The 20,210-nt window shown below is 57.0% G+C and carries 20 protein-coding genes, 1 tRNA gene and 1 pseudogene; 4 read left to right on the forward strand and 18 right to left on the reverse strand.

Translation table 11 applies throughout. From position 1 onward, the window contains the following. Positions 1 to 4 precede the first annotated feature (4 nt). The 3 genes from dusB (at position 5) to A6070_RS08785 (ending at position 3,596) form a co-directional block, all read left to right on the forward strand. Positions 5 to 982 carry a tRNA dihydrouridine synthase DusB gene (dusB, locus tag A6070_RS08775; protein ID WP_072285413.1) on the forward strand — a complete coding sequence of 326 codons (978 nt, stop codon included), beginning with the start codon at positions 5 to 7 and terminating at the stop codon, positions 980 to 982. After that, the gene (locus A6070_RS08780) at positions 979 to 2,079 is read left to right on the forward strand and encodes a two-component system sensor histidine kinase NtrB (protein WP_072285414.1); all 1,101 of its coding nucleotides are present in this window, start codon (positions 979 to 981) and stop codon (positions 2,077 to 2,079) included. Before dusB ends, A6070_RS08780 begins: the two co-directional genes overlap by 4 nt. Positions 2,080 to 2,162: 83 nt before the next feature. Beyond that, positions 2,163 to 3,596, forward strand: coding sequence for a sigma-54-dependent transcriptional regulator (locus A6070_RS08785; protein WP_072285415.1), 1,434 nt, complete (start codon positions 2,163 to 2,165; stop codon positions 3,594 to 3,596). A 91-nt stretch (positions 3,597 to 3,687) separates the two neighbouring features. On the opposite strand, the pseudogene dnaB reads toward A6070_RS08785, so the two are convergent. The 17 genes and pseudogenes from dnaB to A6070_RS08865 all read right to left on the reverse strand — a co-directional run bounded on the left by dnaB (position 3,688) and on the right by A6070_RS08865 (position 18,013). After that, positions 3,688 to 5,057, reverse strand: a pseudogene (dnaB, locus tag A6070_RS08790) (replicative DNA helicase). 62 nt (positions 5,058 to 5,119) lie between these two features. After that, on the reverse strand, positions 5,120 to 5,566 hold the full coding sequence (gene rplI / locus A6070_RS08795; RefSeq protein WP_072285416.1) for a 50S ribosomal protein L9: 447 nt from the start codon (positions 5,564 to 5,566) through the stop codon (positions 5,120 to 5,122). Between the two features lie 20 nt (positions 5,567 to 5,586). After that, positions 5,587 to 6,543 (reverse strand): YybS family protein, encoded by a 957-nt coding sequence (locus A6070_RS08800; RefSeq protein WP_145926318.1) that lies wholly within the window; start codon positions 6,541 to 6,543, stop codon positions 5,587 to 5,589. Between the two features lie 15 nt (positions 6,544 to 6,558). Continuing rightward, entirely contained in the window at positions 6,559 to 6,834 is a 276-nt protein-coding gene (gene rpsR / locus A6070_RS08805) for a 30S ribosomal protein S18 (protein WP_145926319.1), read from the reverse strand. Positions 6,835 to 6,885: 51 nt separating this feature from the next. Continuing rightward, positions 6,886 to 7,236, reverse strand: coding sequence for a 30S ribosomal protein S6 (rpsF, locus tag A6070_RS08810; protein ID WP_072285418.1), 351 nt, complete (start codon positions 7,234 to 7,236; stop codon positions 6,886 to 6,888). Between the two features lie 234 nt (positions 7,237 to 7,470). Beyond that, a complete protein-coding gene (gene ychF, locus A6070_RS08815; protein WP_072285419.1) occupies positions 7,471 to 8,565 on the reverse strand; it encodes a redox-regulated ATPase YchF in 1,095 nt (364 codons plus the stop codon). An 82-nt stretch (positions 8,566 to 8,647) separates the two neighbouring features. After that, positions 8,648 to 10,669, reverse strand: a complete 2,022-nt coding sequence (locus A6070_RS08820; protein ID WP_072285420.1) for a sodium-translocating pyrophosphatase — start codon at positions 10,667 to 10,669, stop codon at positions 8,648 to 8,650. 19 nt (positions 10,670 to 10,688) lie between these two features. Further along, complete coding sequence (gene pth, locus A6070_RS08825; protein ID WP_072285421.1) at positions 10,689 to 11,264, reverse strand: aminoacyl-tRNA hydrolase; 576 nt, start codon at positions 11,262 to 11,264, stop codon at positions 10,689 to 10,691. A 17-nt stretch (positions 11,265 to 11,281) separates the two neighbouring features. Next, positions 11,282 to 11,890, reverse strand: a complete 609-nt coding sequence (locus tag A6070_RS08830) for a 50S ribosomal protein L25/general stress protein Ctc (RefSeq protein ID WP_072285422.1) — start codon at positions 11,888 to 11,890, stop codon at positions 11,282 to 11,284. A 57-nt stretch (positions 11,891 to 11,947) separates the two neighbouring features. Further along, on the reverse strand, positions 11,948 to 12,886 hold the full coding sequence (locus tag A6070_RS08835) for a ribose-phosphate pyrophosphokinase (protein ID WP_072285423.1): 939 nt from the start codon (positions 12,884 to 12,886) through the stop codon (positions 11,948 to 11,950). A 144-nt stretch (positions 12,887 to 13,030) separates the two neighbouring features. Continuing rightward, positions 13,031 to 13,105, reverse strand: a tRNA-Gln gene (locus tag A6070_RS08840). A 55-nt stretch (positions 13,106 to 13,160) separates the two neighbouring features. Continuing rightward, complete coding sequence (gene ispE, locus A6070_RS08845; protein WP_072285424.1) at positions 13,161 to 14,003, reverse strand: 4-(cytidine 5'-diphospho)-2-C-methyl-D-erythritol kinase; 843 nt, start codon at positions 14,001 to 14,003, stop codon at positions 13,161 to 13,163. 142 nt (positions 14,004 to 14,145) lie between these two features. Beyond that, on the reverse strand, positions 14,146 to 14,700 hold the full coding sequence (locus tag A6070_RS16100) for a hypothetical protein (RefSeq protein ID WP_236718879.1): 555 nt from the start codon (positions 14,698 to 14,700) through the stop codon (positions 14,146 to 14,148). Between the two features lie 2 nt (positions 14,701 to 14,702). Then, positions 14,703 to 15,551 carry an AAA family ATPase gene (locus A6070_RS16105; protein WP_236718880.1) on the reverse strand — a complete coding sequence of 283 codons (849 nt, stop codon included), beginning with the start codon at positions 15,549 to 15,551 and terminating at the stop codon, positions 14,703 to 14,705. A gap of 168 nt (positions 15,552 to 15,719) precedes the next feature. Continuing rightward, a complete protein-coding gene (locus A6070_RS08855; protein WP_072285426.1) occupies positions 15,720 to 16,520 on the reverse strand; it encodes an ABC transporter permease in 801 nt (266 codons plus the stop codon). Then, the gene (locus A6070_RS08860) at positions 16,517 to 17,269 is read right to left on the reverse strand and encodes an ABC transporter ATP-binding protein (protein WP_083558398.1); all 753 of its coding nucleotides are present in this window, start codon (positions 17,267 to 17,269) and stop codon (positions 16,517 to 16,519) included. The genes A6070_RS08855 and A6070_RS08860 overlap by 4 nt, the downstream gene beginning before the upstream one ends. Positions 17,270 to 17,284: 15 nt before the next feature. After that, a complete protein-coding gene (locus tag A6070_RS08865; protein ID WP_072285427.1) occupies positions 17,285 to 18,013 on the reverse strand; it encodes a uracil-DNA glycosylase in 729 nt (242 codons plus the stop codon). A gap of 61 nt (positions 18,014 to 18,074) precedes the next feature. Between A6070_RS08865 and A6070_RS08870 the strand changes: the two genes are divergently transcribed. After that, positions 18,075 to 18,989: a zinc dependent phospholipase C family protein gene (locus tag A6070_RS08870; RefSeq protein WP_072287938.1), complete on the forward strand. Its 915-nt coding sequence runs from the start codon at positions 18,075 to 18,077 to the stop codon at positions 18,987 to 18,989. Here the strand turns inward: A6070_RS08870 and coaBC are convergent. Next, positions 18,983 to 20,206 (reverse strand): bifunctional phosphopantothenoylcysteine decarboxylase/phosphopantothenate--cysteine ligase CoaBC, encoded by a 1,224-nt coding sequence (coaBC, locus tag A6070_RS08875; RefSeq protein ID WP_072285428.1) that lies wholly within the window; start codon positions 20,204 to 20,206, stop codon positions 18,983 to 18,985. The two genes, A6070_RS08870 and coaBC, sit on opposite strands and share 7 nt — an antisense overlap. Positions 20,207 to 20,210: the final 4 nt, after the last annotated feature.

Here is a 20,210-nt window from a genome sequence, read left to right on the forward strand (position 1 = left end):
GCAAATGAAAATAGGATCGCTACACCTTAAACACAAATTATTATTGGCGCCCATGGCGGGGATCACCGATCTTGCCTGCCGGCTGATCATGCGCCCGTTCGGTATCGGCCTTGCTTTTTCGGAAATGGTCAGTGCCAATGGCCTGGTTCTGGGTGGCGAGGCAACAAAAGATCTGCTGATATCCGTACCCGAGGACCGGCCTCTCGGCATCCAATTGTTCGGCGAAAATCCCGAAATTCTGGCCGAGGCCTGCCGCCGGATCGAGGAACATTGTGATGTCATCGACATCAATATGGGATGCCCGGTAAAAAAAGTCGTACGCAGCGGCGCCGGCAGCGCCCTGTTGAAAAATCCGGCGCGAGCAGCCGGAATCGTCGCTGCCATGCGCAAAGCAACCAGCCGGCCTCTGACAGTCAAAATCCGCGCTGGATGGGATCAGGCCTGCATCAATTTCCTGGAGATCGCGCACATCGCCGAACAGGAAGGAGCCGATGCCGTAACCCTGCACCCGCGGACCCGCAGTCAGGGTTTTTCCGGCTGCGCTGATTGGACCCTGATTGCCACGTTGAAGCAGCAAATTAAAATCCCGGTCATCGGCAGCGGTGATGTTTTTACACCCCGTGATGCCCTGCGCATGCTGGAGGAAACCGGCTGCGACGCCGTGATGCTCGGGCGCGGCTGTTATGGTAACCCCTGGCTGGCCGGCCAGATTCTCGATCTGCTGGGCGGCAAAGTGCCGCACGCACCAACGACTCAGGAACGCTGCGAAATCGCGCTGCTGCACATGGATACTTTTCTGCGTCATAACAGCGAGCGTAAAACCGTGCTGGACATGCGTAAACATCTTTGCTGGTACGCCAGAGGTTTAAGCGGAGCCGCCCAGTTCCGGGCCGCCGTTAACAAGGTGGAGCAATTGGAGGAACTGCGCTCCGTGGTCAAGCAATTTTTCAGGAACGCCGAACCGCCCGCCGAGGTCTCATGAAAAACCGGGAGCCAAAGGATCGTGCCCTCTACATGAGGGTGCTGGAAAACATGGAAGAGGCGGTGGTCGCCATCGACAATGACGAGCGCATCGTGCTGTTCAATCCCGCCGCGCAGATATGCACCGGATACTCTGAACGGCAGGCGTTAAAACGGCTCCTTGGCGACCTGTTCGGCTCGAGCGCCGACCTGCTGCGTCTGGTGCGCTCTGCCCTTAGCTCGGGACGCTCGATCACCAGTCATGAGGATATCATGCTCAGCCGCAGTGGCGCTACGCCGCTGCCGGTCGGCGTGTCGGCTTCTCCATTGTTCAACGATGATGGCGAGCAGGAAGGAGCGGTTCTGATCCTGCGTGATCATTCCCAAATCCGGGAACTGGAGGAGACGGTCCGTCAGGCGGACAGGCTCGCCATGCTCGGCACCCTCGCTGCCGGCCTGGCCCATGAAATAAAAAACCCCCTTGGCGGCATTAAAGGAGCGGCTCAATTGCTGAACCTCGAATTGCCTCCCGAAAACCCTTTGCGGGAATACACCCGGGTCATGACCCGCGAAGTCAACAGGGTCAATGATCTCATCGAAGAGCTTCTTGACCTGACGCGACCTCGTCCGACACAGTTCGGCGAAGTCAATCTGTCACGCATTTTGGCCGACCAGGTTTTACTGCAGAAACAAAGCCATCCGGACAAGCAGATCAGCTATCAACTGCAACTCGACCCCAGCATCCCGACAATACGGGGCGACGAAGCCCTGCTTTCACGGCTGTTCCTGAACCTGTTGAAAAACGCCGGCGAGGCCATCGAAAGCAAGGGGTTGATTACGGTAACCTCGCGCATCGCCGGGCAATATCTTTTCAACAAACCCGGCGAACGACCGGTACCGATGGTCACGGTAGAGATCCAGGACAACGGACCGGGTATCCCCGAAGACCAGATCGACCGCATCTTTACACCCTTTTTCACCACCAAAACCCGTGGCTGTGGATTGGGACTGGCCATCTGCCAGAAAATCATCAACGAGCATCAGGGGTCGCTGCGGGTCAACAGCCGGCCGGATCAGGGCACGACTTTCACCATCTCCTTGCCCCTGAAAAGAGGTTGACCAACCGTCTGCACCACACCGGATCATCGCGATTTTAGCCGACTGCAGTAATGCAGCCCTAAACCTCACAAGCAGGATCGAGCATGTCCATTCAACGCATTCTGGTAGCCGATGACGAAGAAAGTATCCGCTGGGTGCTGCGCAAGGCGCTGAGCAAACAGGGTTTTAATGTGGACCTTGCCGCCGATGGTGGCGAAGCCAAAAATCTTTTCAGGCGACGGCACTACGATCTGGCCATCCTGGACATCAAGATGCCGGATACTTCCGGACTGGATCTGCTGCGCTACTTTCAGGAACAGCGCCCGGAAATGCTGGTCATCATCATCACTGCCGAATCCTCCATGAAAAATGCGGTGGAGGCCATGAAACTCGGCGCCTATGATTATCTGACCAAACCCTTCGACCTGGATGCCCTCGAAGCCATTATCGTCAAGGCCCAAAAAGCAGCAGCGGCCGCCGAGGAAGTGCATCGCCTCAAAACCGAGCTGAAAGAACAATATCCCCTGGATCGCGCCATCATCGGCAAGAGCAAACCGATGCAGGAGATCTATAAAATCCTCGGCCGCGTGGCGCCCACGGACGTCACGGTGCTCATCACCGGCGAAAGCGGCACCGGCAAGGAGCTGGTCGCCCGGGCGATTCACTACAACAGCCCCCGGGTTGGCAAGGACTTTCTGGCGCTGAACTGTGCCGCCATCCCCGGAGAGTTGCTGGAAAGCGAGCTGTTCGGTCACGAAAAAGGCGCCTTTACCGGTGCCACCGATCGCAAGATAGGCAAATTCGAGCAGGCCAGCGGCGGAACCTTGTTTCTCGACGAAATCGGCGACATGCCCCTTGAGCTGCAGGCCAAACTGCTGCGCGTTCTCCAGGAGAAGGAGATCACCCGCACCGGCGGCAGCAGCTCCATACCCGTTGATGTGCGCATCGTTGCCGCCACCAACCAGAACCTGCGGGAAAAAGTCGCCGCCCGCGAATTCCGCGAGGATCTGTTCTACCGACTGAATGTCGTCCCCATCGCCATTCCGGCCTTGAGAGAGCGGCGGGACGATATTCCCCTGCTGGTGGAGTTTTTTCTCGACCGTGCCCGCGAGGATCTCAATGTCGGCGTTCAGGGATGCACCAGGGAGGCCATGGCACACCTGAAGCGCCATGACTGGCCCGGCAACGTCAGGGAACTGGAAAACACCCTGAAGCGTGCAGCCCTGTTATCCTCAGACCAGATGCTCACCCCCAGTGACTTTCCCGGGCTGGTTCCGGAACCGGCCCGCAAGGAAGCCGAGGAATCCCTGGAAGCACTGATCGCCAACAAGCTAACAACCACCTTTGCGCCCATGGATGTCAATGAGCTCAATAATCTTTATCAGATGGTGCTGCATCAGATGGAACGCCCCCTGATCACCATCATTCTCGAAAAAACCCGTGGCAATCAGGTGCGCGCGGCGGAAATTCTAGGTATCAACCGCAATACCTTGCGCAAAAAAATTCAGACGCTGGATATTGACCTGAAGGAACTGTAACCTGCCGGGCCCGCAACCGATCACTAGCAAAAACGGCTCCGGAGCACATGTCCCGGAGCCGTTTTTGCTGATTATTGCCAAAGCCACCGCATCAGTAGGGTTCCTCACGTCGAACCTGATTTTCGAAACGGGTGAATTGACCGAAAAAGGTCAGATGCACAGTACCGATGGGACCGTTGCGTTGCTTGCCGATAATGATTTCCGCATCCTTGTCGTGCCCTTTTTCGCAGGTACGCTCTTTACTGCGGCAATCGTCGCAATAAACCGCTTCACGATAAATGAACATGATCACGTCCGCGTCCTGTTCGATGGCGCCTGACTCACGCAGGTCCGCCATGATGGGGCGCTTGTCGGTGCGGTTTTCCAGAGAACGATTCAACTGGGACAGCGCCAGCACAGGCACATTGATTTCCTTGGCAAGCGCCTTCAGCGAACGGGAAATTTCCGAAATCTCCTGTTGGCGGCTCTCGGGATTGTGCCCCTGCATGAGCTGCAGGTAGTCAACCACAACCATGCCAAGATTGTGTTCTGCCTTGAGTCGACGGGCTTTGGCCCGCAGTTCCATGACGGTAATGGCCGGCGTATCGTCGATGAATATGGGAGCTTCGGAGAGCTTGCTGGCCCCCTCGATAAGCTTCGGCCAGTCGGACTCGACCAGATTGCCGGTCCTCAGGCGGCCGGCATCTACCCTTGCAAGGGAGCACAGCATACGCTGAACCAGCGACTCCTTGCTCATCTCCAGCGAAAAAATGACCGTTGGAACGGGTTTGGCACCATGGACCGCGGCATTTTCCACGAGATTAAGGACAAAGGCGGTTTTCCCCATGGAGGGGCGACCGGCAACGATAATGAGGTCCGAGGGCTGCAATCCGGCGGTCATTTCGTCCAGGACCTTGTATCCGGTCGTGACGCCGGTTACCAGCTCCTTGCGATGGTATAGATCCTCGATAATCTGGATGGTGTCCTTCATGATTTCCCGGGTGGAAAAATACGAAGGACGGTTTTTCATGCCGCTGATTTCGAAGATGGATTTTTCCGACCAGTCGAGCAAAGCCTCCACATCGCCACCGGTATAGCCGCGCGTTGCGATTTCCGTCGCCACGGAAATAAGATGGCGGGTCAGGGCCTTTTCCTTTACCAGCCGGCAATAATAAACGATGTTGGCAGCGGTCGGAACATAATCGACAAGGGTGCTGAGATAGGAGCTTCCGCCAACCGCATCGAGTTCGCCCTTTTTCTGCAGTGCCGCGGTCAGGGTCACCAGATCGGCGGGCTCACCGACATCGGACAGTTCGACGAGGGTGGCAAAAATTTTTCTGTGGCTTTCCCGGTAAAAGTCGTCCGGACGCAGAATTCCCAAAGCCTTGTTGAGGGCTTCGTTTTCAAGAAGAATGCCCCCAGAACGGACATTTCGCCTTCCAGGGATTGCGGGGGAAGCTTGGTCACCGAAATCTCGGTCATAAAAAACAACTTACTACGCTGAAACAGCCGGTACCGGGGCATGCCCGATACCGGCCGCAAGTTTAATCAAGAGCGGTTACGGCCACTTTCACCGTTGCGACGATGCCGGCGGGCAGCCTGACGCCAACCTCGTAATCGCCGAGTGCCTTGATGGGCTCATCGAGCTGGATCTTCTTGCGATCGATCTCGATACCCGCCTCGGCAAGCTTGGCCTGAATTTCCATGCTGGTAACGGAACCGAACAGCTTGCCGTCTTCACCGGCGCGCAGAGCAAAAGCACAGGACACCTTTTCGATCTGAGCCTTGACCAGTTCCGAAGCCTGGAGCATTTTCTGGGCCTTGTGTTCCATCTGGCGTTTCTGATGCTCAAGTTCCTTGATATTGCGGGTATTGGCTTCTACCGCAAATTTTTTGGGAATAAGAAAGTTGCGCGCGTAGCCGGGCTTGACTTTGACGAGATCACCGATCTGGCCCAGTCCTTCCACGTTTTCCATCAAGATGATATCCATTGAGTTCCTCCAAAAAGGATCTAATCCTTGTGTTTTCCAGGTTTGCGAAAATCGATCCAGAGATCGAATATTCCAACCCCCGTTGCAAGCACCCGCAAGGGAAAACTCGCAACAACCAGAAAATAACCGATCGCCCTGAACGCTGGCGGAAATCGTTTCACCCTGAAATAGTGGCTCAGGATGGCCAACCCCTGCAGGAAATAAATGCCCAGCACTACCACCAGAACATTCCACGCAAGACGCTGCCAACCTCCCTGCAGAAAGGTGGTCCCGACACCCCCGGCAATCAAAACCCAGATCAGGTTTTCAGGCACCTTCCAGGCGCAAAACGCAACTTGTTCAGGGAGCAATGCGCCCGTCCTGCGGTTCAGAAACCACACTGTAGCCAGCAGCATCACAGCCACCGTCAAAATGATTACGGCCGGATACAGCGCAATGAGACTGTGGCCCAGATCACGGAACAAGGCCTGTGTCTGCTGAACCATTTCAGGTGGCAGATCGGCGGTTTTCAGGGCCTCCAGAGCCCGATTGACCTCACGATTCGCCCATTCGTCCGCCAGTTGCAGCGGGTTTTTCCCGATGCGGACCGCATAAGCGGTCATCCCTAGACTGCCAATGGCAATGATGGTGCCCGTGCCGATGGCCACCACCCGGTCCCACCGGCAGCCCTTATGGAGCAAACCGGAAACGATCAGAGAAGCCAATCCAAACTGGCACAGGTAAGCGGCACCAAAGGGCCACCCTGCCCAGCCTCCGAGGATCACCGCGCTGGCCAGCACCGCCGCAATGCCATCCGCGACGCCTTGCCGGACAACCAGCAGTGCCACGGGCCACGATACGCAAAGCGCCATGACACTACCCATAAGGGTCAGCAGGCTGTTTTGTGCCTGTGAAATAAGGCCGGCCACCATCGCCTGCAAACCGATGGTTAGCACTACCGTGCAAGACAGCGACAAAAGCCTTTGCGTGATCCTCAAAGCGGCTTTCCCGGTTTAATCGAGAGAATGACCGGCCGTAAAGGGCAGCAGGGCGATGTTGCGCGCCCGCTTGATCGCTTCACGAACCTTGCGCTGATGTTCGGCACAATTGCCGGAAATCCTGCGCGGTACGATTTTGCCGCGTTCGCTGACGAAATAGCGCAGATTGCGCACTTCCTTGTAATCGATTTTGAGGGTGCTGTCAGCGCAAAACCGGCAGCCCTTGCGCCGCGAAAAGCGACGGCGGACAGAACGTTTTGCGGGAGCGCCGGTAGTATTTCTTTCATTCATGATCAATTCCTCCTTCAGTACGATGCGATGGGCCAGTTGCCCGATTCCGGTTTACTCTTCTTCTTCGAAACCAGCGGTTTCCTCAGCAGCGGCGGAGGAAGACTCTTCCACAAAGCCTTTTTCCAGTTGAACTGTCTGGAATTTGAGAACGGCTTCGTCGAGGCGCAGTCGGCGCTCGAACTCGTCAATAATGCTCGGATCGGCTTCGAAAACGGTCAGAACGTAACTGCCGCGGCCCTGTTTCCTGACCGGATAGGCAAGCTTGCGCACGCCCCATTCATCGACTTTAAGGAGGTTGGCGTTCAGGTCACCGAGAACGCCCTTGAATTTTTCGACAACGGCGTTGTACTCGTCACCCACTTTTTCCGGATGCACGATCATAATGTTTTCGTAGGTACGCATTTATCTCTCTCCTCTCGAGTGTTTAGCCCCGGCACCCGCCGGAACAAGGAGTAGGCACCAAGTGCCTGCCACAAACCAGAACATGATTTACTATCATATAAATCGGTCTATTTCAATGTTTTTCAGATCGTCAAGCCGTCAGGAGTCTGGAAGTTTGCGTCAGTCAGAGAAAGGGCGCAATCCATCACAAAATTCCCAAGAGGCGATCGGCCACCTGGAAAACGTAAAAGCAACCTATACATTGAACCTAAAATGCATAACGTCACCATCCTGCACGACATAATCCTTGCCTTCCAGACGCAGCAGGCCTTTTTCCTTTGCGCCTGCTTCGCCGCGGCACGCCACGAAATCATCGTAGGCTATTACTTCGGCCCGGATAAATCCTTTTTCAAAGTCACTGTGAATAACACCGGCAGCCTGAGGAGCGCGGTCCCCCTGACGAATGGTCCAGGCACGCACCTCCTTGACGCCTGCCGTGAAATAGGTAATCAGGCCTAGCAACTGATAGCCGGCCTGGATCATACGATCGAGGCCGGAGCACTCCAGCCCCATTTCCTTGAGAAACTCCTGTTTTTCCTCTCCGTCGAGTTCGGCAATCTCCGCTTCGATCTTGCCGCAGATAGCCACGGCTTCTGCGCCTTCGCGGGCTGCGAGCTCCCGTACCCTGGCGACATGCGGATGTTCACCCTGCAGATCGTCCTCGGCGACATTGGCAACGTACAGTACCGGCTTGGCGGTTATAAGATGCAGATCGTAGACAAGACCGCGTTCTTCGTCGGACAGGCCTGCCGCCCGCGCCGGTTTTCCGGCATTGAGAACCTCTCGTACTTTTTCCAGAACCTCCTGCTGCGCCTTGAGTTCCTTGTCGCCGCTTTTGGCCTGCTTTTGAATCCGCGACAGGCGCTTCTCAAGGGTATCCAGATCGGCCAGGTTGAGTTCCGTCTGGATGACTTCGATATCCCGCAAGGGGTCGACGGACCCATCGACGTGCACAACATTGTCGTCATCGAAACAGCGTACGATATTGGCAATGGCGTCAACCTGGCGGATATGTCCCAGGAACTGATTTCCAAGGCCCTCTCCACGGCTGGCGCCGCGGACCAGTCCGGCGATATCGACGAACTCGATGGTGGTAGGCAACACCCTCTGAGGTTTGACGATTGCCGCCAGCGCATCGAGCCGCGGATCAGGCACGGAAACCACGCCCACGTTCGGCTCGATGGTACAGAAGGGGTAATTGGCCGACTCGGCTCCGGCCGAGGTGATGGCGTTGAAAATGGTCGATTTACCGACGTTGGGCAAGCCAACGATGCCACATTTGAATCCCATGAAAATATCCTGCCTAAATAACGATAGCCGGGAAGAGATCCCGGCTATCGATTTTAACGATGTCAGATTCTGACGCTGCGAATCAAACCAGCAGCGGTGCAATAACCAGCGATACAACGCTCATCAGCTTGATAAGGATGTTCATGGCAGGACCCGAGGTATCCTTGAACGGATCGCCAACGGTATCGCCGACAACGGCCGCCTTGTGAGCCTCGCCGCCTTTGACTTCGCCGTCAAGCTCACCCTTCTCGATAAATTTCTTGGCATTATCCCAGGCACCACCGCCGTTGGACATCATCAGCGCCAGCATTACGCCGGCCAGGGTCGCACCGGCCAGCATGCCCCCGAGGGCTTCCTTGCCGATTACGAATCCGACCAGAACCGGAGCTATGACGGCGACCATGCCGGGCAGCACCATTTCGCGCAGAGCGGCACGGGCGGAGATATCAATGCATTTTTCCGGTTCAGGCTTGGCACCAGGCTTGCCTTCGAGAAGCCCGGGAATTTCGCGGAACTGACGACGGATTTCATCAACCATCTTGCCAGCGGCACGACCAACGCTGGTCATGGTCAAAGCACCGATGAAGAAAGGCAGCATGCCGCCAATGAACAGCCCGATGATGGTGGAGGGATTGATAAGGTCGATTTTCTCCAGACCCACCGTGGTGGCATAGGCAGAGAACAGGGCCAGCGCGGTCAGCGCCGCGGAGCCGATGGCGAACCCTTTGCCGATAGCGGCGGTGGTGTTGCCGATCGAGTCGAGTCCGTCGGTAATCTTGCGAACGTCCGGTCCCAGACCGCACATTTCGGAAATGCCGCCGGCATTGTCGGCGATGGGGCCATAGGCGTCGACGGTCATGGTGACGCCAACCGTGGCCAGCATGCCGACCGCGGCGATACCGATACCGTAAAGGCCGGCGTAGTAGTTGGCGACAAAAATGGAAACGCAGATGATCAGTACCGGCAGGGCACAGCTCTCAAGACCGACGGCCAGACCATGGATGATGTTGGTGGCGGGACCGGTTTTGCTGGCCTCGGCAATACGGGTAACGGGGCTGCCCGCGGTATAGTATTCGGTTACCTGGCCAATGGCGATGCCGGACAGGGTACCTGCCAGAATCGCCCAGAACACACCTACGCTCAGGCCTAAACCCATGATCAGGAAATATGCCGCCACCAGAAAACCACCGGCGGCAACGAACGTGGTGTAATGCAGAGCCTTGGCGGGTGCGATGCCCTTGAGGAACTTCATGGAGCCGATGCCGATCAGCGAAAACAGCAGGCCGACGGTCGCCATGGCCAAAGGCAGCTGCATTGCAGCGGCCTGGACATTCACGCCGGATCCGAGCTGGGCCAGCAATGCAGGGCTGGCGGCGGCGGCAATGGCAATGGTTGCAATGATAGAACCGACGTAGGATTCAAAAATGTCGGCGCCCATACCGGCGGTATCGCCGACGCAGTCACCGACGTTATCGGCAATGACGCCGGGATTGCGGGGATCGTCCTCGGGGATGCCGGCTTCAACCTTGCCAACCAGGTCCGCCCCGACATCGGCAGCCTTGGTATAGATCCCGCCACCGACACGGGCGAACAGGGCGATGGACGAAGCACCCATGGCAAAGCCGTTGATGTACTGTGCGGTCTGGGGATCGCCGAACAGCAGATAGGCGATGCCGACGCCGACCAGGCCCAGGGACGCAACCGCCAGGCCCATGACAGCACCACCATTGAAGGACACCAGCAGCGCTTTGCTCTGGCCGGACTGGCGGGCGGCTTCCGTGGTGCGCACATTCGCGCGGGTGGCGGCTTTCATGCCGATAAACCCGCAGACCATCGAGCAGACGGCACCACCCACAAAGGCCAGGGCGGTTTCCTTGTTCATGCCCATGAAGATCAGAAAGAAAACAAGAACGATAAAAATTGCCAGAACCCGATACTCACGTCCGAGGAAGGCCATGGCGCCGGAATGAATGGCGTCCGAAATTTCCTTCATGCGCGCATTGCCGACCGGCTGCGCCTTGATCACATTGTAGATGACAATGGCGATCACAAACCCCACCGCACCAAAGATCGGTGCAAGCTTTGCAAGCATTTGCAGTTCCATTTGTGTTCTTCCCTCTCTGTTAATTTAAAAACACCCGGTTATTGAACTCGTTCATGGCATGCTGTGCACCTTTTTGCATCAACACCTCCAGTGCCCTGACCGAGCTATCCAACACGTTGTCGAGTTGTGATTTCTCCGCGGAAGAAAAGGGGCCCAGGACATATCGGGCAACATCGATCGGTCCGACTGGTCTGCCTATACCAATCCGCAGCCGGATAAAATCCCGCGATCCGACCAGCTCCATGATACTTCGCAGGCCATTGTGCCCGCCATGCCCCCCGCCGGTCTTGATGCGCACCGAACCGAAGGGCAGATCGATTTCATCGTGGATGACGACGAGATCTTCCACACCGAGGCCCTTGCACTTCATGGCGGAGGCTACCGATATACCGCTGCGGTTCATGTAGGTCTGGGGCAGCAGCACCATAACCTCATGCCCTTCCACACGACCGTTCCCCACGATAGCCTGATAAGACTGCCGCTTCAGGGACATGCCGGCTTTTTCAGCAAACTTCTGGGCAACCAGAAAACCGATATTATGCCTTGTTACAGCATATTCCGGCCCCGGGTTGCCCAGACCAACAAGCAGCTTCAAGGATTATCCCCGCGTCCCTATTCCGCGGTTTCTTCCTCGACGGATGCAGCAGATTCTTCCGTCTCGGAGGAACGGCCCGTGACGGTCACCACGGTAAAATTGACATCCGGGGGCAATTCGACACCGGCGGGGAGCCGGAGGTCGCTGGCGTGCAGCGCATCGCCGATATTCAACCCGGTGACGTCAACTTCAAGAGACCCGGGGATATTGGTCGGCAGGCACACAAGTTCGATCTCGTGGCGGATAACCTGCAGATTGCCGCCCTGTTTCTCGCCTTCGGACTTGCCGACGGCAACCAGAGGAACCATAACATGGGCTTTCTCTTTGAGATTGAGGGCCTGAAAGTCGACATGCAGGGGGACTCCGCGCACCGGATCAAGCTGCATGTCCTTCAGGATTACAACCTTGCCGTCAAAGTCGCCTTCGCCCTTGAGGGTGATCAGCGTATTCCAGGCAGTTTCGCTCTCGAGAATAGCGGCGAGTTTTTTGGGTTCCACGGTCAAAGCGCAAGCCGCAACCCCTTTGCCGTACATGACGGCGGGTACCAGCCCTTCGCGACGCAGACTGCGAGCAGTCCCTTTTCCAAGCCCTTCACGCAGGCTGACATTCAATTCCGTCTGTGCCATGTATCAGATCCTCCAATCATCAGTCTGTTACGGTTCATGTAGAACCCTGTCGGTGTTTTATACAAAAAGAGAGCTGACCGATTCACTGCCGTTAATGCGCCGAATGGCCTCGGCAAGAAGCTCGGCCACGGAAAGTTGCCGTAACCGTTTGCAGGCTTTGAGTTTATCCAGCAAGGGAATCGTGTTGGTGACCACCACTTCTTCCAGGCAGCTGTTGTCGATCCGCTCCAGAGCGGGACCGGAAAGAACCGCATGGGTCGCAAAGGCATGCACCTTCCCGGCGCCCTTGTCCTTCAGCGCCTGGGCAGCCTGACAAAGCGTTCCGGCGGTATCGATCATATCATCCACGATGATGCAGGTTTTGCCTTCGACATCACCGATGATGTTCATGACCTGAGAAACATTGGGGCCGCTGCGACGCTTGTCGATGATCGCAAGACTGGCATCGAGGCGTTTGGCAAAGGCCCTGGCCCGCTCCGTGCCGCCGGCATCAGGGGAAACAACCACCAGCGAATCCGAAAACCGGTCGGCAATGTCCCGCAGAATCACCGGTGCGGCATAGAGATGATCGACGGGAATATTAAAGAAACCCTGTATCTGACCGGCGTGAAGATCCATGGTCAGCACCCTGTCGAACCCCGATGTAGAAATGAGATCGGCGATCAGCTTGCTGGTAATCGGGGTACGCGGCGCAACCTTGCGATCCTGCCTTGCATATCCAAAATAGGGAATAACGGCGGTAATACGGGCGGCCGAAGCCCGTTTAAGGGCATCGGCCATGATCAGCAACTCCATAAGATTGTCGTTGGCGGGCGCACAGGTAGGCTGAACCACATAAACATCCCTCCCCCTGACGTTTTCTCCGATCTCGACCATGATTTCGCCATCCGAAAAAGGGCGCACCTTGGCAGCCCCCAACGGAACGGCCAGATGACCACAGATTTCACGCGCAAGAGGCGTGTTCGAATTACCAGAGAAAATTTTCAGGTTGTTCACGACAGATCCCCAGAGATTTTAAGTAGAAAAAAACTGCAGGCCATGGAAACCATGACCTGTTATGCGACGAACCCCGGAAGTGTCCGCCTGCCGACTCGCACCACCATCGAAACAGCCTTCCGAAGGGGGCACGACTATGTAGGGTGGCTGGGGCGCCAGGGTTCGAACCTGGGAATGCCGGAATCAAAATCCGGTGCCTTACCGCTTGGCGACGCCCCAACAATACACACAATCTCTATATCTTTCCGACAAACCCTGTCTTTCGTCAAAGACATCAATCATTTATCGGCTTGACAGCAAAAGCCCTGAATCCGGGCTGTCTACCCATTTCCTCGGCGGCGGCACGAGCCCGATCGCCATTGCTGAAGACACCAAAAACGGTCGATCCGCTGCCACTCATGAGAGCCCCTTCGGCCCCCAGATCAATCAGCTGTCGCTTGACCTGCCCGATCAGAGGAAAACGCGCTGCCGTTACGTTCTCAAGATCGTTGTGCAGCACATTAACGATTTCCTCTACCGTGCCGGAAAACCGAGGTATTCTAAGATCATCCCGACCAGATGTCAACCGCAAATTTTGATAAACCCAAGCCGTTGAAACTTCCAGTCCCGGATTGACCAGTACATACCACAAAGGCGGCAGCCCGACCACCCGTTCCAGGTTTTCACCGATGCCCGTAGCCCACGCGGCATGCCTGAAAATGAAAAAAGGCACATCGGCACCGAGTTTAACCCCCGTCTCCATGAGCTGGGCAGGCGAAAATCCCAGCTCCAGCATCTGATTGAGGCCCATCAGCACCGTTGCCGCATCGGACGAACCACCACCGAGACCGGCCGCTACAGGGATATTTTTCTCAATGACAATCTCCACTCCCCGGCTCATGCCGGCGCGCCGGAGAAGCGCCTCGGCGGCCCGGGCCGCGATATTTCCCTGGCCTGCTGGCAAGGTCAGGCCGTCACATCGGACCCGGATTCCAGGGCCCTCGACAATGGCCATCTCAATTTGATCATATAGCGAAACCCGCTGCATAAGCATGGCCAGGTCATGATAACCGTCTTCGCGGCGCCTGAGCACATGCAGACAAAGATTGATTTTGGCCGGCGCCAGAAAAGTGGTCATTGAAAGCAGCCTTAACGCGAAAAATGAACAAACAGGTTCTGTGTCGGGATTACTCCCTCAAGGCGCCTATCTATTAATAAATTCGCCTCCTCATGTCAAGCCTTATCCCGGCTATAAATGGCCCCGAATGATGGATTTAATTTTAAAGACGGACGAAATAATCTTCCCAGGCCGCCGTGATGGTCTCCTTGCTGAGAACCGGCGGATAGCCGTGATAGGAGGCATCGGCCAATATGTGTTCGACCAGATCCTGAGGATGACAGGCGCTGTAACGGATTTCGAGCCGCTTGTAATAATTGCTCATCAGGTAATCGAAAACTTCCTTGTCAAAAACAATACTGTTGAGTTGACAGACCTGACGGAAAATGTTCTCGAACTGTTCCTCTGTAGGGTAGTCGACTTTGAACTTGTAATGGATGCGCCGCAGAAAGGCTTCATCCACCAGCTGCTGCGGCTCGATGTTGGTGGAAAAAATCACCAGGTTATCGAAGGGAATTTCAAATTTCATCCCTGTGTGCAGCGTAAGAAAGTCGATACGCCGGTCAAGCGGAACCATCCAACGGTTTAACAGCAATTGGGGGTCGACCGATTGTCGTCCGAAATCGTCGATAATGAAAATGCCGTTATTGGCCTTTACCTGAAGGGGGGATTCGTAATATTTGGTGATCGGATTGAAGTCGAGATCGAGGGTTCGCAAGGTCAGCTCGCCTCCGGCAATGACCACCGGCCGCCGTACAAACAGCCAGCGCTCGTCATAGGCACAGGCTCCGTTTTCAACTTCCAGAGCGTGATGGTTGACCGGGTCGTAGACATTGATGATTTCCCCCGCACATACAATGCATAGGGCATATAAATGCCGCCCGGCAGCAGTTCGGCAACAGCCTCGGCGATGGAGGTCTTGCCGTTGCCCGGCGGTCCGTAAAGAAAAATTTCCTTTCCCGAACTCAGTGCCGGCCCCAGACGCCGCAACAACCGATCGCTGACAACCAGATGGGAGAAGACCTGATGCACCCTTTCCTGGCTTATCAGGAGACTACGCACCGTCTGGAGGTCCACCATGTCGCGGTAATCGTCAAGAGCAACCGGGGCGGGTCCTACATAACGGGAAACATCGAGCAGCGCCGAGGCCCGACGGATGCCTGGTTCGGTAATACAATACTGATAGGTGCTTTTGGAATAGAGGGAGGCCCCCTTCACTTTGACAAAATGCTCTCTTCGGAGCTCTTCCACTGCCAGATCGAGAATATGCCCCGGAAGCTTGACCCGATCGCTCAGGTCGGCGAGGGTAAAGTCTCCAAGGAACAGGGCATGCTTCAATGCCAGATCGGCAATGAAAAACAGGTCGAGGCCGGTATCTTCGATGGTCTGCGGGCATTCCGGAGGCTTTCGAAAAAAATTCTGAAGCTTCTTCTCATCGAGCGATCCCTGGGCACAAAGATTCTGCCCCAGCCGCCCTCCCCGCAGCCTCTGACGCTGTAACGCCGCGCTGAGTTGCTGTTGAGATATTACACCCTCTTCTACCAACCTTTCACCCAGGGGAATTTTCATAACGCCAGCCTTCCATGGTGTTTGGATTACATTTGCAAGCAGCATTGCCCTGCTTGCCGAAAATTCATACTGAAAGTTTACGTTAAAAACCGCGGGAAGCCAGTTCCGGAAAACCGGAAAATCCTCAAAACGCCCGGCACCTCTGGATAGATCCGGCAGTCATCGGCATCAGGCATCGGGAAACACATTGTCCCGAAACTGGTGAAAATCCGTAAAGCAGGCACGACGGCACTGGAAAAGCAGTAAAAGACTGCAGGCGGCGACGCCGGCGACAATGGCACACATAATGGCAATCTGGTATCTGACCGCAATCAAGGGATCGGTACCGGAGAGGATCTGGCCGGTCATCATGCCGGGAAGCGTTACCAGACCGGCGGCGGCCATCGAATTGGTGACCGGAATGAGCGCTGCGCGAAACGCCTGCCGCAAGGCCGGAGCGGCTGCTGTTGCGGCGCTGGCGCCGAGACACAGGGCGACTTCGATCTCGTCGCGCCGGTCACGCAGTTCCGACAGATACCTCTCCAGCGCCAGGGTCGCACCATTCATGGAATTTCCCAGGATCATACTGGCCAGCGGCACCAGGTAGCGGGGGTCGTACCAGGGGGAAGGACCTACGACCAGCAGACAGAAATAGGCCGTCACCGAACCACAGCCAAACAGCAGCGCGATGCCGATCATGCGGTGCAGACCGCGCAGCCGCGATTTTATCCGACCACCGATGATCTGCAGGGCGAAGGCGACCATGCTCAGCAGAATCATCAGGGTGAGTAAGGGGCTGCGTACGGCAAAAACCAGTCGCAGCAGAAAACCGACCGCGACCAGTTGCGCCACCATGCGGAGCGAGGCCCACAACAACGCCCGTTCCCGCCCAGCACCGCTAAGACGCGCCAGCCCCACAACCAGCAGGATCAGGCCATATGCGAAAGCCATATTCGCCGCATTCGGGTCGATTATCACGGCCTGATTCATGGCAGGTCTCCCCCGGCGTCGGAATGTACCAGAAAACGGCGCAAGGCCGCGCTGCGAGGATTATTGAACAGATCCCCAGCCGGCCCCTGCTCCTCGATTTTTCCGTCATTGAGGAACACGGCCTGATCGGCGACGCGCGGCACAAACCATAAATCATGACTTGCCAGCAGCAACGTCACGCCCCGCGTGCGACACAGGCTGCGAAGCGATCGGGCGAGCCCGTCACAGGCCGGTCGGTCCAGGGCGCTGGTCGGTTCGTCCAAAAGCAGCATGGCCGGGCGACCGACAAGCGCCCGCGCCAATCCTACCCGCTGCTGCTGCCCCAGAGACAAGGAACCGGCCGGCCGGTCCAGAAACTCGCCGGACAACTGCGCAAGATCCAGCACCTCCCGCCACAGCGGATCACGCAGCGGCGGCGGTTGCTGTTTGCGTAGCAGAAACGGTGCCCGCAGGTTATCCAGCACACTCCCCTGGAACATGGTGGTTTTCTGCGGCACCAGAGCGACCCGCTGGCGCAGCTGCACAGGATTCATCGAGGCGATATCCATACCGTCAAGCAGAATCCGGCCCGCAGTCGGATCTTCCAGCCGATTGACAAGACGCAACAGCGTGGTCTTGCCGCTACCGGAGGGGCCTATCAGCACCACGGCGTCCCCGGCCGCAATCTCCAGGCAGACATCCCGCAGAATGTGCACGGACGATCCGTCCTGGCGCAGACGAACCCTGGTGATATTTTCCAGCCTCAGCAAGGTTTGACAGCTTTCTCAGGCATCACTGCCACGCAACCGGCCCATGACCTGTTTAAGATCTTCCCACACTTCCCGCTTCGAAGCGGGATTCCTCAAAAGATAAGCCGGGTGGTATGTAGGCATCAGCGGAATGCCTTCGTATTCACGCCACTGGCCTCGCAGACGACTGACAGCCTGCTTTTCCCGCAGCAGCGTCTGGACCGCAAAACGCCCCATACCCACAATGACACGAGGGCGGATGGCCGCCAACTGTCGTATCAAAAAGGGTTCGCAAGCAGCAATTTCCTCTGACTGCGGATCCCTGTTGCCTGGTGGCCGACACTTCAGCACGTTGCAGATATAAACATCCTCCCGGCCCAGCCCCATGGCAAAAAGCATCCGATCCAGCAGGCGCCCGGCCTCGCCGACAAAGGGCATCCCCTGCTTGTCCTCTTCGCGGCCCGGAGCCTCGCCGACCAGCACCAGGCGAGCCGCGGCACTACCGCAACCGAACACGATGTGTTCGCGTTTTTCGCAGAGCATGCAGCGTTGGCAATCTCCCAGATCCGCGCGGATCTCCTCCAGACTTTCCGGTCGGCACGGTCCGGCACCATCCCCAGAGTCCTGGGAGGTCACGCAAACCGGCAGATCCTCTGTCGGCACGGCAGGCGGCAAATGCCGCACCCCGAGTAATTGGAGGTTTTCCAACAGCCCGCGCACCTGGCCGACCGTCTCACAAACATCACGGTAAAGCTTATCCGGCATATCTCTTTACATTTCCCTGGCTGCGGGATTATGCTTGCAGCAGAAATCAACGCAGGTATCCATGGCGTTCATATTGTTCATCACCACATTTTTCGCGATTCTCGCTATCCCGGCCGATGCATCGGCCTGGGGTCTCGGTGTCCATCTGCAACTGGGCTCGCAGGTGCTTGGCGAACTGCACCTTCTGCCGGAAACGCTGCGGCACCTGATCGCCGCGCATCCTTTCGATTTTCTCTACGGCTGCATCAGCGCCGACATCACTCTCGGCAAACGTTTCACCCATTACCTGCAGCACTGCCATTCCTGGCGGGTAGGCTGCCGCATCCTCGAAGCCGCCGAGAACGATGCCCAGCGCGCCTGTGCCTACGGCTACATCGCCCATCTGGCTGCCGACACCATTGCCCACGCCTATCTGATTCCCTACAAGCTGGTGCGAACCTTCAATACCGTCATGCACAAACACACTTACTGGGAGATGCGCTTCGAAGGCCGGGTAAATCCCGCCTGCTGGGCCCTGGCGCGCTCTTTGGCACAGAAAGATCTGAGTGCCGACGACACCATGCTGCGCAAAACTCTGGCACCGACGCTGTTCTCCTTTGGCACCAACAAGCGTCTGTTCAACTCTCTGCTATTGTTGAGCCGCCTGCAGCAATGGCAGAAAATGCTACGTTCCCTTTCCGAGCACTCCAAGTGGACGCTACAGGAAGACAATCAGGATGAATACCTCGGCCTGGCCCATGAAGCCGTAATGAGCGTGTTGCGGCACATGCAGGACAGCCCTTACTGGAAAGCCGATCCCGCTGGAGAAAGGGCCCTTAACGCCGCCAGGGCCATCCGCAAAAATCTGCGGCTGCTCTGGCTGGAGGGGAAGTTGCCCGACAATCAGGCAGAGCAGTTGCTTGGCGAGATCAAACTGCGGCTGCGCCGCGGAATCACTCATCCGGAAAAACTTCTCGAACTGCTGTCGGGCTACTGACCTGCCCCGTTGCCCGCCGCCGAGGGATATCGCAGGCGCAGCAGCCTGTCCAGCACCACATCGGCCAGTTCGGCTTTGCTCATCAAGAGGCACTGCTCGGCGGTGCCGTTGCGATAAAAAATCCGAACCAGATTGGTGTCTACCTCAAAACCGGCCTCGGGGTGACTTACATCATTGGCAAGGATCATGTCCAGATTCTTGTTCTTCAATTTTCGCAACGCATGTTCTTCCAGATTCTCCGTCTCCGCGGCAAAGCCGATGAGCAGCCGGTCGCCCTTCACCCGGCCCAATTCCGACAGGATGTCCGGATTCTTGAGCAGGTTCAGCTGCATCCTGTCTGCAGGCCCCTTTTTGATTTTCTGCTTATCCCGTTGTTCCGGCCTGTAATCCGCAACCGCCGCTGCCTTGATCACCACCGTCACCACCGGGAGGCACTCCATGACCGCCTGTTGCATCTGCAGAGCGCTGGACACCCTGCGCACGTCGATCCCTGCCGGCGGCGCCAGACAGGTCGGTCCCGACACCAGGATAACCCGCGCCCCGCGTCGACTGGCGGCACGGGCGATGGCGTATCCCATTTTGCCGGACGAATAATTGCTCAGGTAGCGCACCGGATCGAGTTCCTCGCGGGTCGGACCGGCGGTGACCAGAATGGTTTCCGATGCCAGATCCTGCGGAGTCAGCAACCGTAGTGTTTCCTCCCATACCACGTCGGGCTCGGCCATCTTGCCCTGCCCTTGCCAACCGCAGGCCAGAAGCCCGCTGACCGGATCGACAAAACCGTACCCAAGGTTCCTCAGCCGCGCCTGGTTGCCCTGATAGACGGGATTTTCCCACATATTGCTATTCATGGCCGGCACGAACAACACCGGCGCTTTGGTCGCCATGATCGTGGTTGTGAGCAGGTCATCGGCCAGACCGGCGGCCACTTTTCCAATCAGGTTGGCGGTTGCGGGCGCCACTACCAGCACGTCGGCACGGTCCGCCAGTGTGATGTGGCCAATTTCCCGCTCGCTGATCAGGCTGAACAAATCGGTGTGCACGGGATTGCCCGACAATGTCTGGAAGGTCAGCGGCGTGATGAATTCGGCAGCGGCGCGGGTCATGATGACATGCACCTGCGCGCCGGCCTTGACATACAGCCGGACCAGTTCCGCGGCCCGATAAGCCGCTATGCCTCCCGTAACCCCGACGACGATCTGTTTGCCGGTCATCATCGCC

This window comes from Syntrophotalea acetylenica (assembly GCF_001888165.1).
In the GTDB taxonomy this organism is placed as follows: Bacteria; Desulfobacterota; Desulfuromonadia; order Desulfuromonadales; family Syntrophotaleaceae; genus Syntrophotalea; species Syntrophotalea acetylenica.

Coding starts and splice junctions, on each gene's coding strand:
- A6070_RS16105 (WP_236718880.1), bottom strand. CDS start 15,551: ATGAAAATTCCCCTGGGTGAAAGGTTGGTAGAAGAGGGTGTAATATCT.
- A6070_RS08870 (WP_072287938.1), top strand. CDS start 18,075: ATGGCGTTCATATTGTTCATCACCACATTTTTCGCGATTCTCGCTATC.
- A6070_RS08830 (WP_072285422.1), bottom strand. CDS start 11,890: ATGGCACAGACGGAATTGAATGTCAGCCTGCGTGAAGGGCTTGGAAAA.
- rplI (WP_072285416.1), bottom strand. CDS start 5,566: ATGGATATCATCTTGATGGAAAACGTGGAAGGACTGGGCCAGATCGGT.
- A6070_RS08820 (WP_072285420.1), bottom strand. CDS start 10,669: ATGGAACTGCAAATGCTTGCAAAGCTTGCACCGATCTTTGGTGCGGTG.
- rpsR (WP_145926319.1), bottom strand. CDS start 6,834: ATGAATGAAAGAAATACTACCGGCGCTCCCGCAAAACGTTCTGTCCGC.
- coaBC (WP_072285428.1), bottom strand. CDS start 20,206: ATGATGACCGGCAAACAGATCGTCGTCGGGGTTACGGGAGGCATAGCG.
- ispE (WP_072285424.1), bottom strand. CDS start 14,003: ATGACCACTTTTCTGGCGCCGGCCAAAATCAATCTTTGTCTGCATGTG.
- A6070_RS08865 (WP_072285427.1), bottom strand. CDS start 18,013: ATGCCGGATAAGCTTTACCGTGATGTTTGTGAGACGGTCGGCCAGGTG.
- dusB (WP_072285413.1), top strand. CDS start 5: ATGAAAATAGGATCGCTACACCTTAAACACAAATTATTATTGGCGCCC.
- ychF (WP_072285419.1), bottom strand. CDS start 8,565: ATGGGATTCAAATGTGGCATCGTTGGCTTGCCCAACGTCGGTAAATCG.
- A6070_RS08785 (WP_072285415.1), top strand. CDS start 2,163: ATGTCCATTCAACGCATTCTGGTAGCCGATGACGAAGAAAGTATCCGC.
- A6070_RS08855 (WP_072285426.1), bottom strand. CDS start 16,520: ATGAATCAGGCCGTGATAATCGACCCGAATGCGGCGAATATGGCTTTC.
- rpsF (WP_072285418.1), bottom strand. CDS start 7,236: ATGCGTACCTACGAAAACATTATGATCGTGCATCCGGAAAAAGTGGGT.
- A6070_RS08780 (WP_072285414.1), top strand. CDS start 979: ATGAAAAACCGGGAGCCAAAGGATCGTGCCCTCTACATGAGGGTGCTG.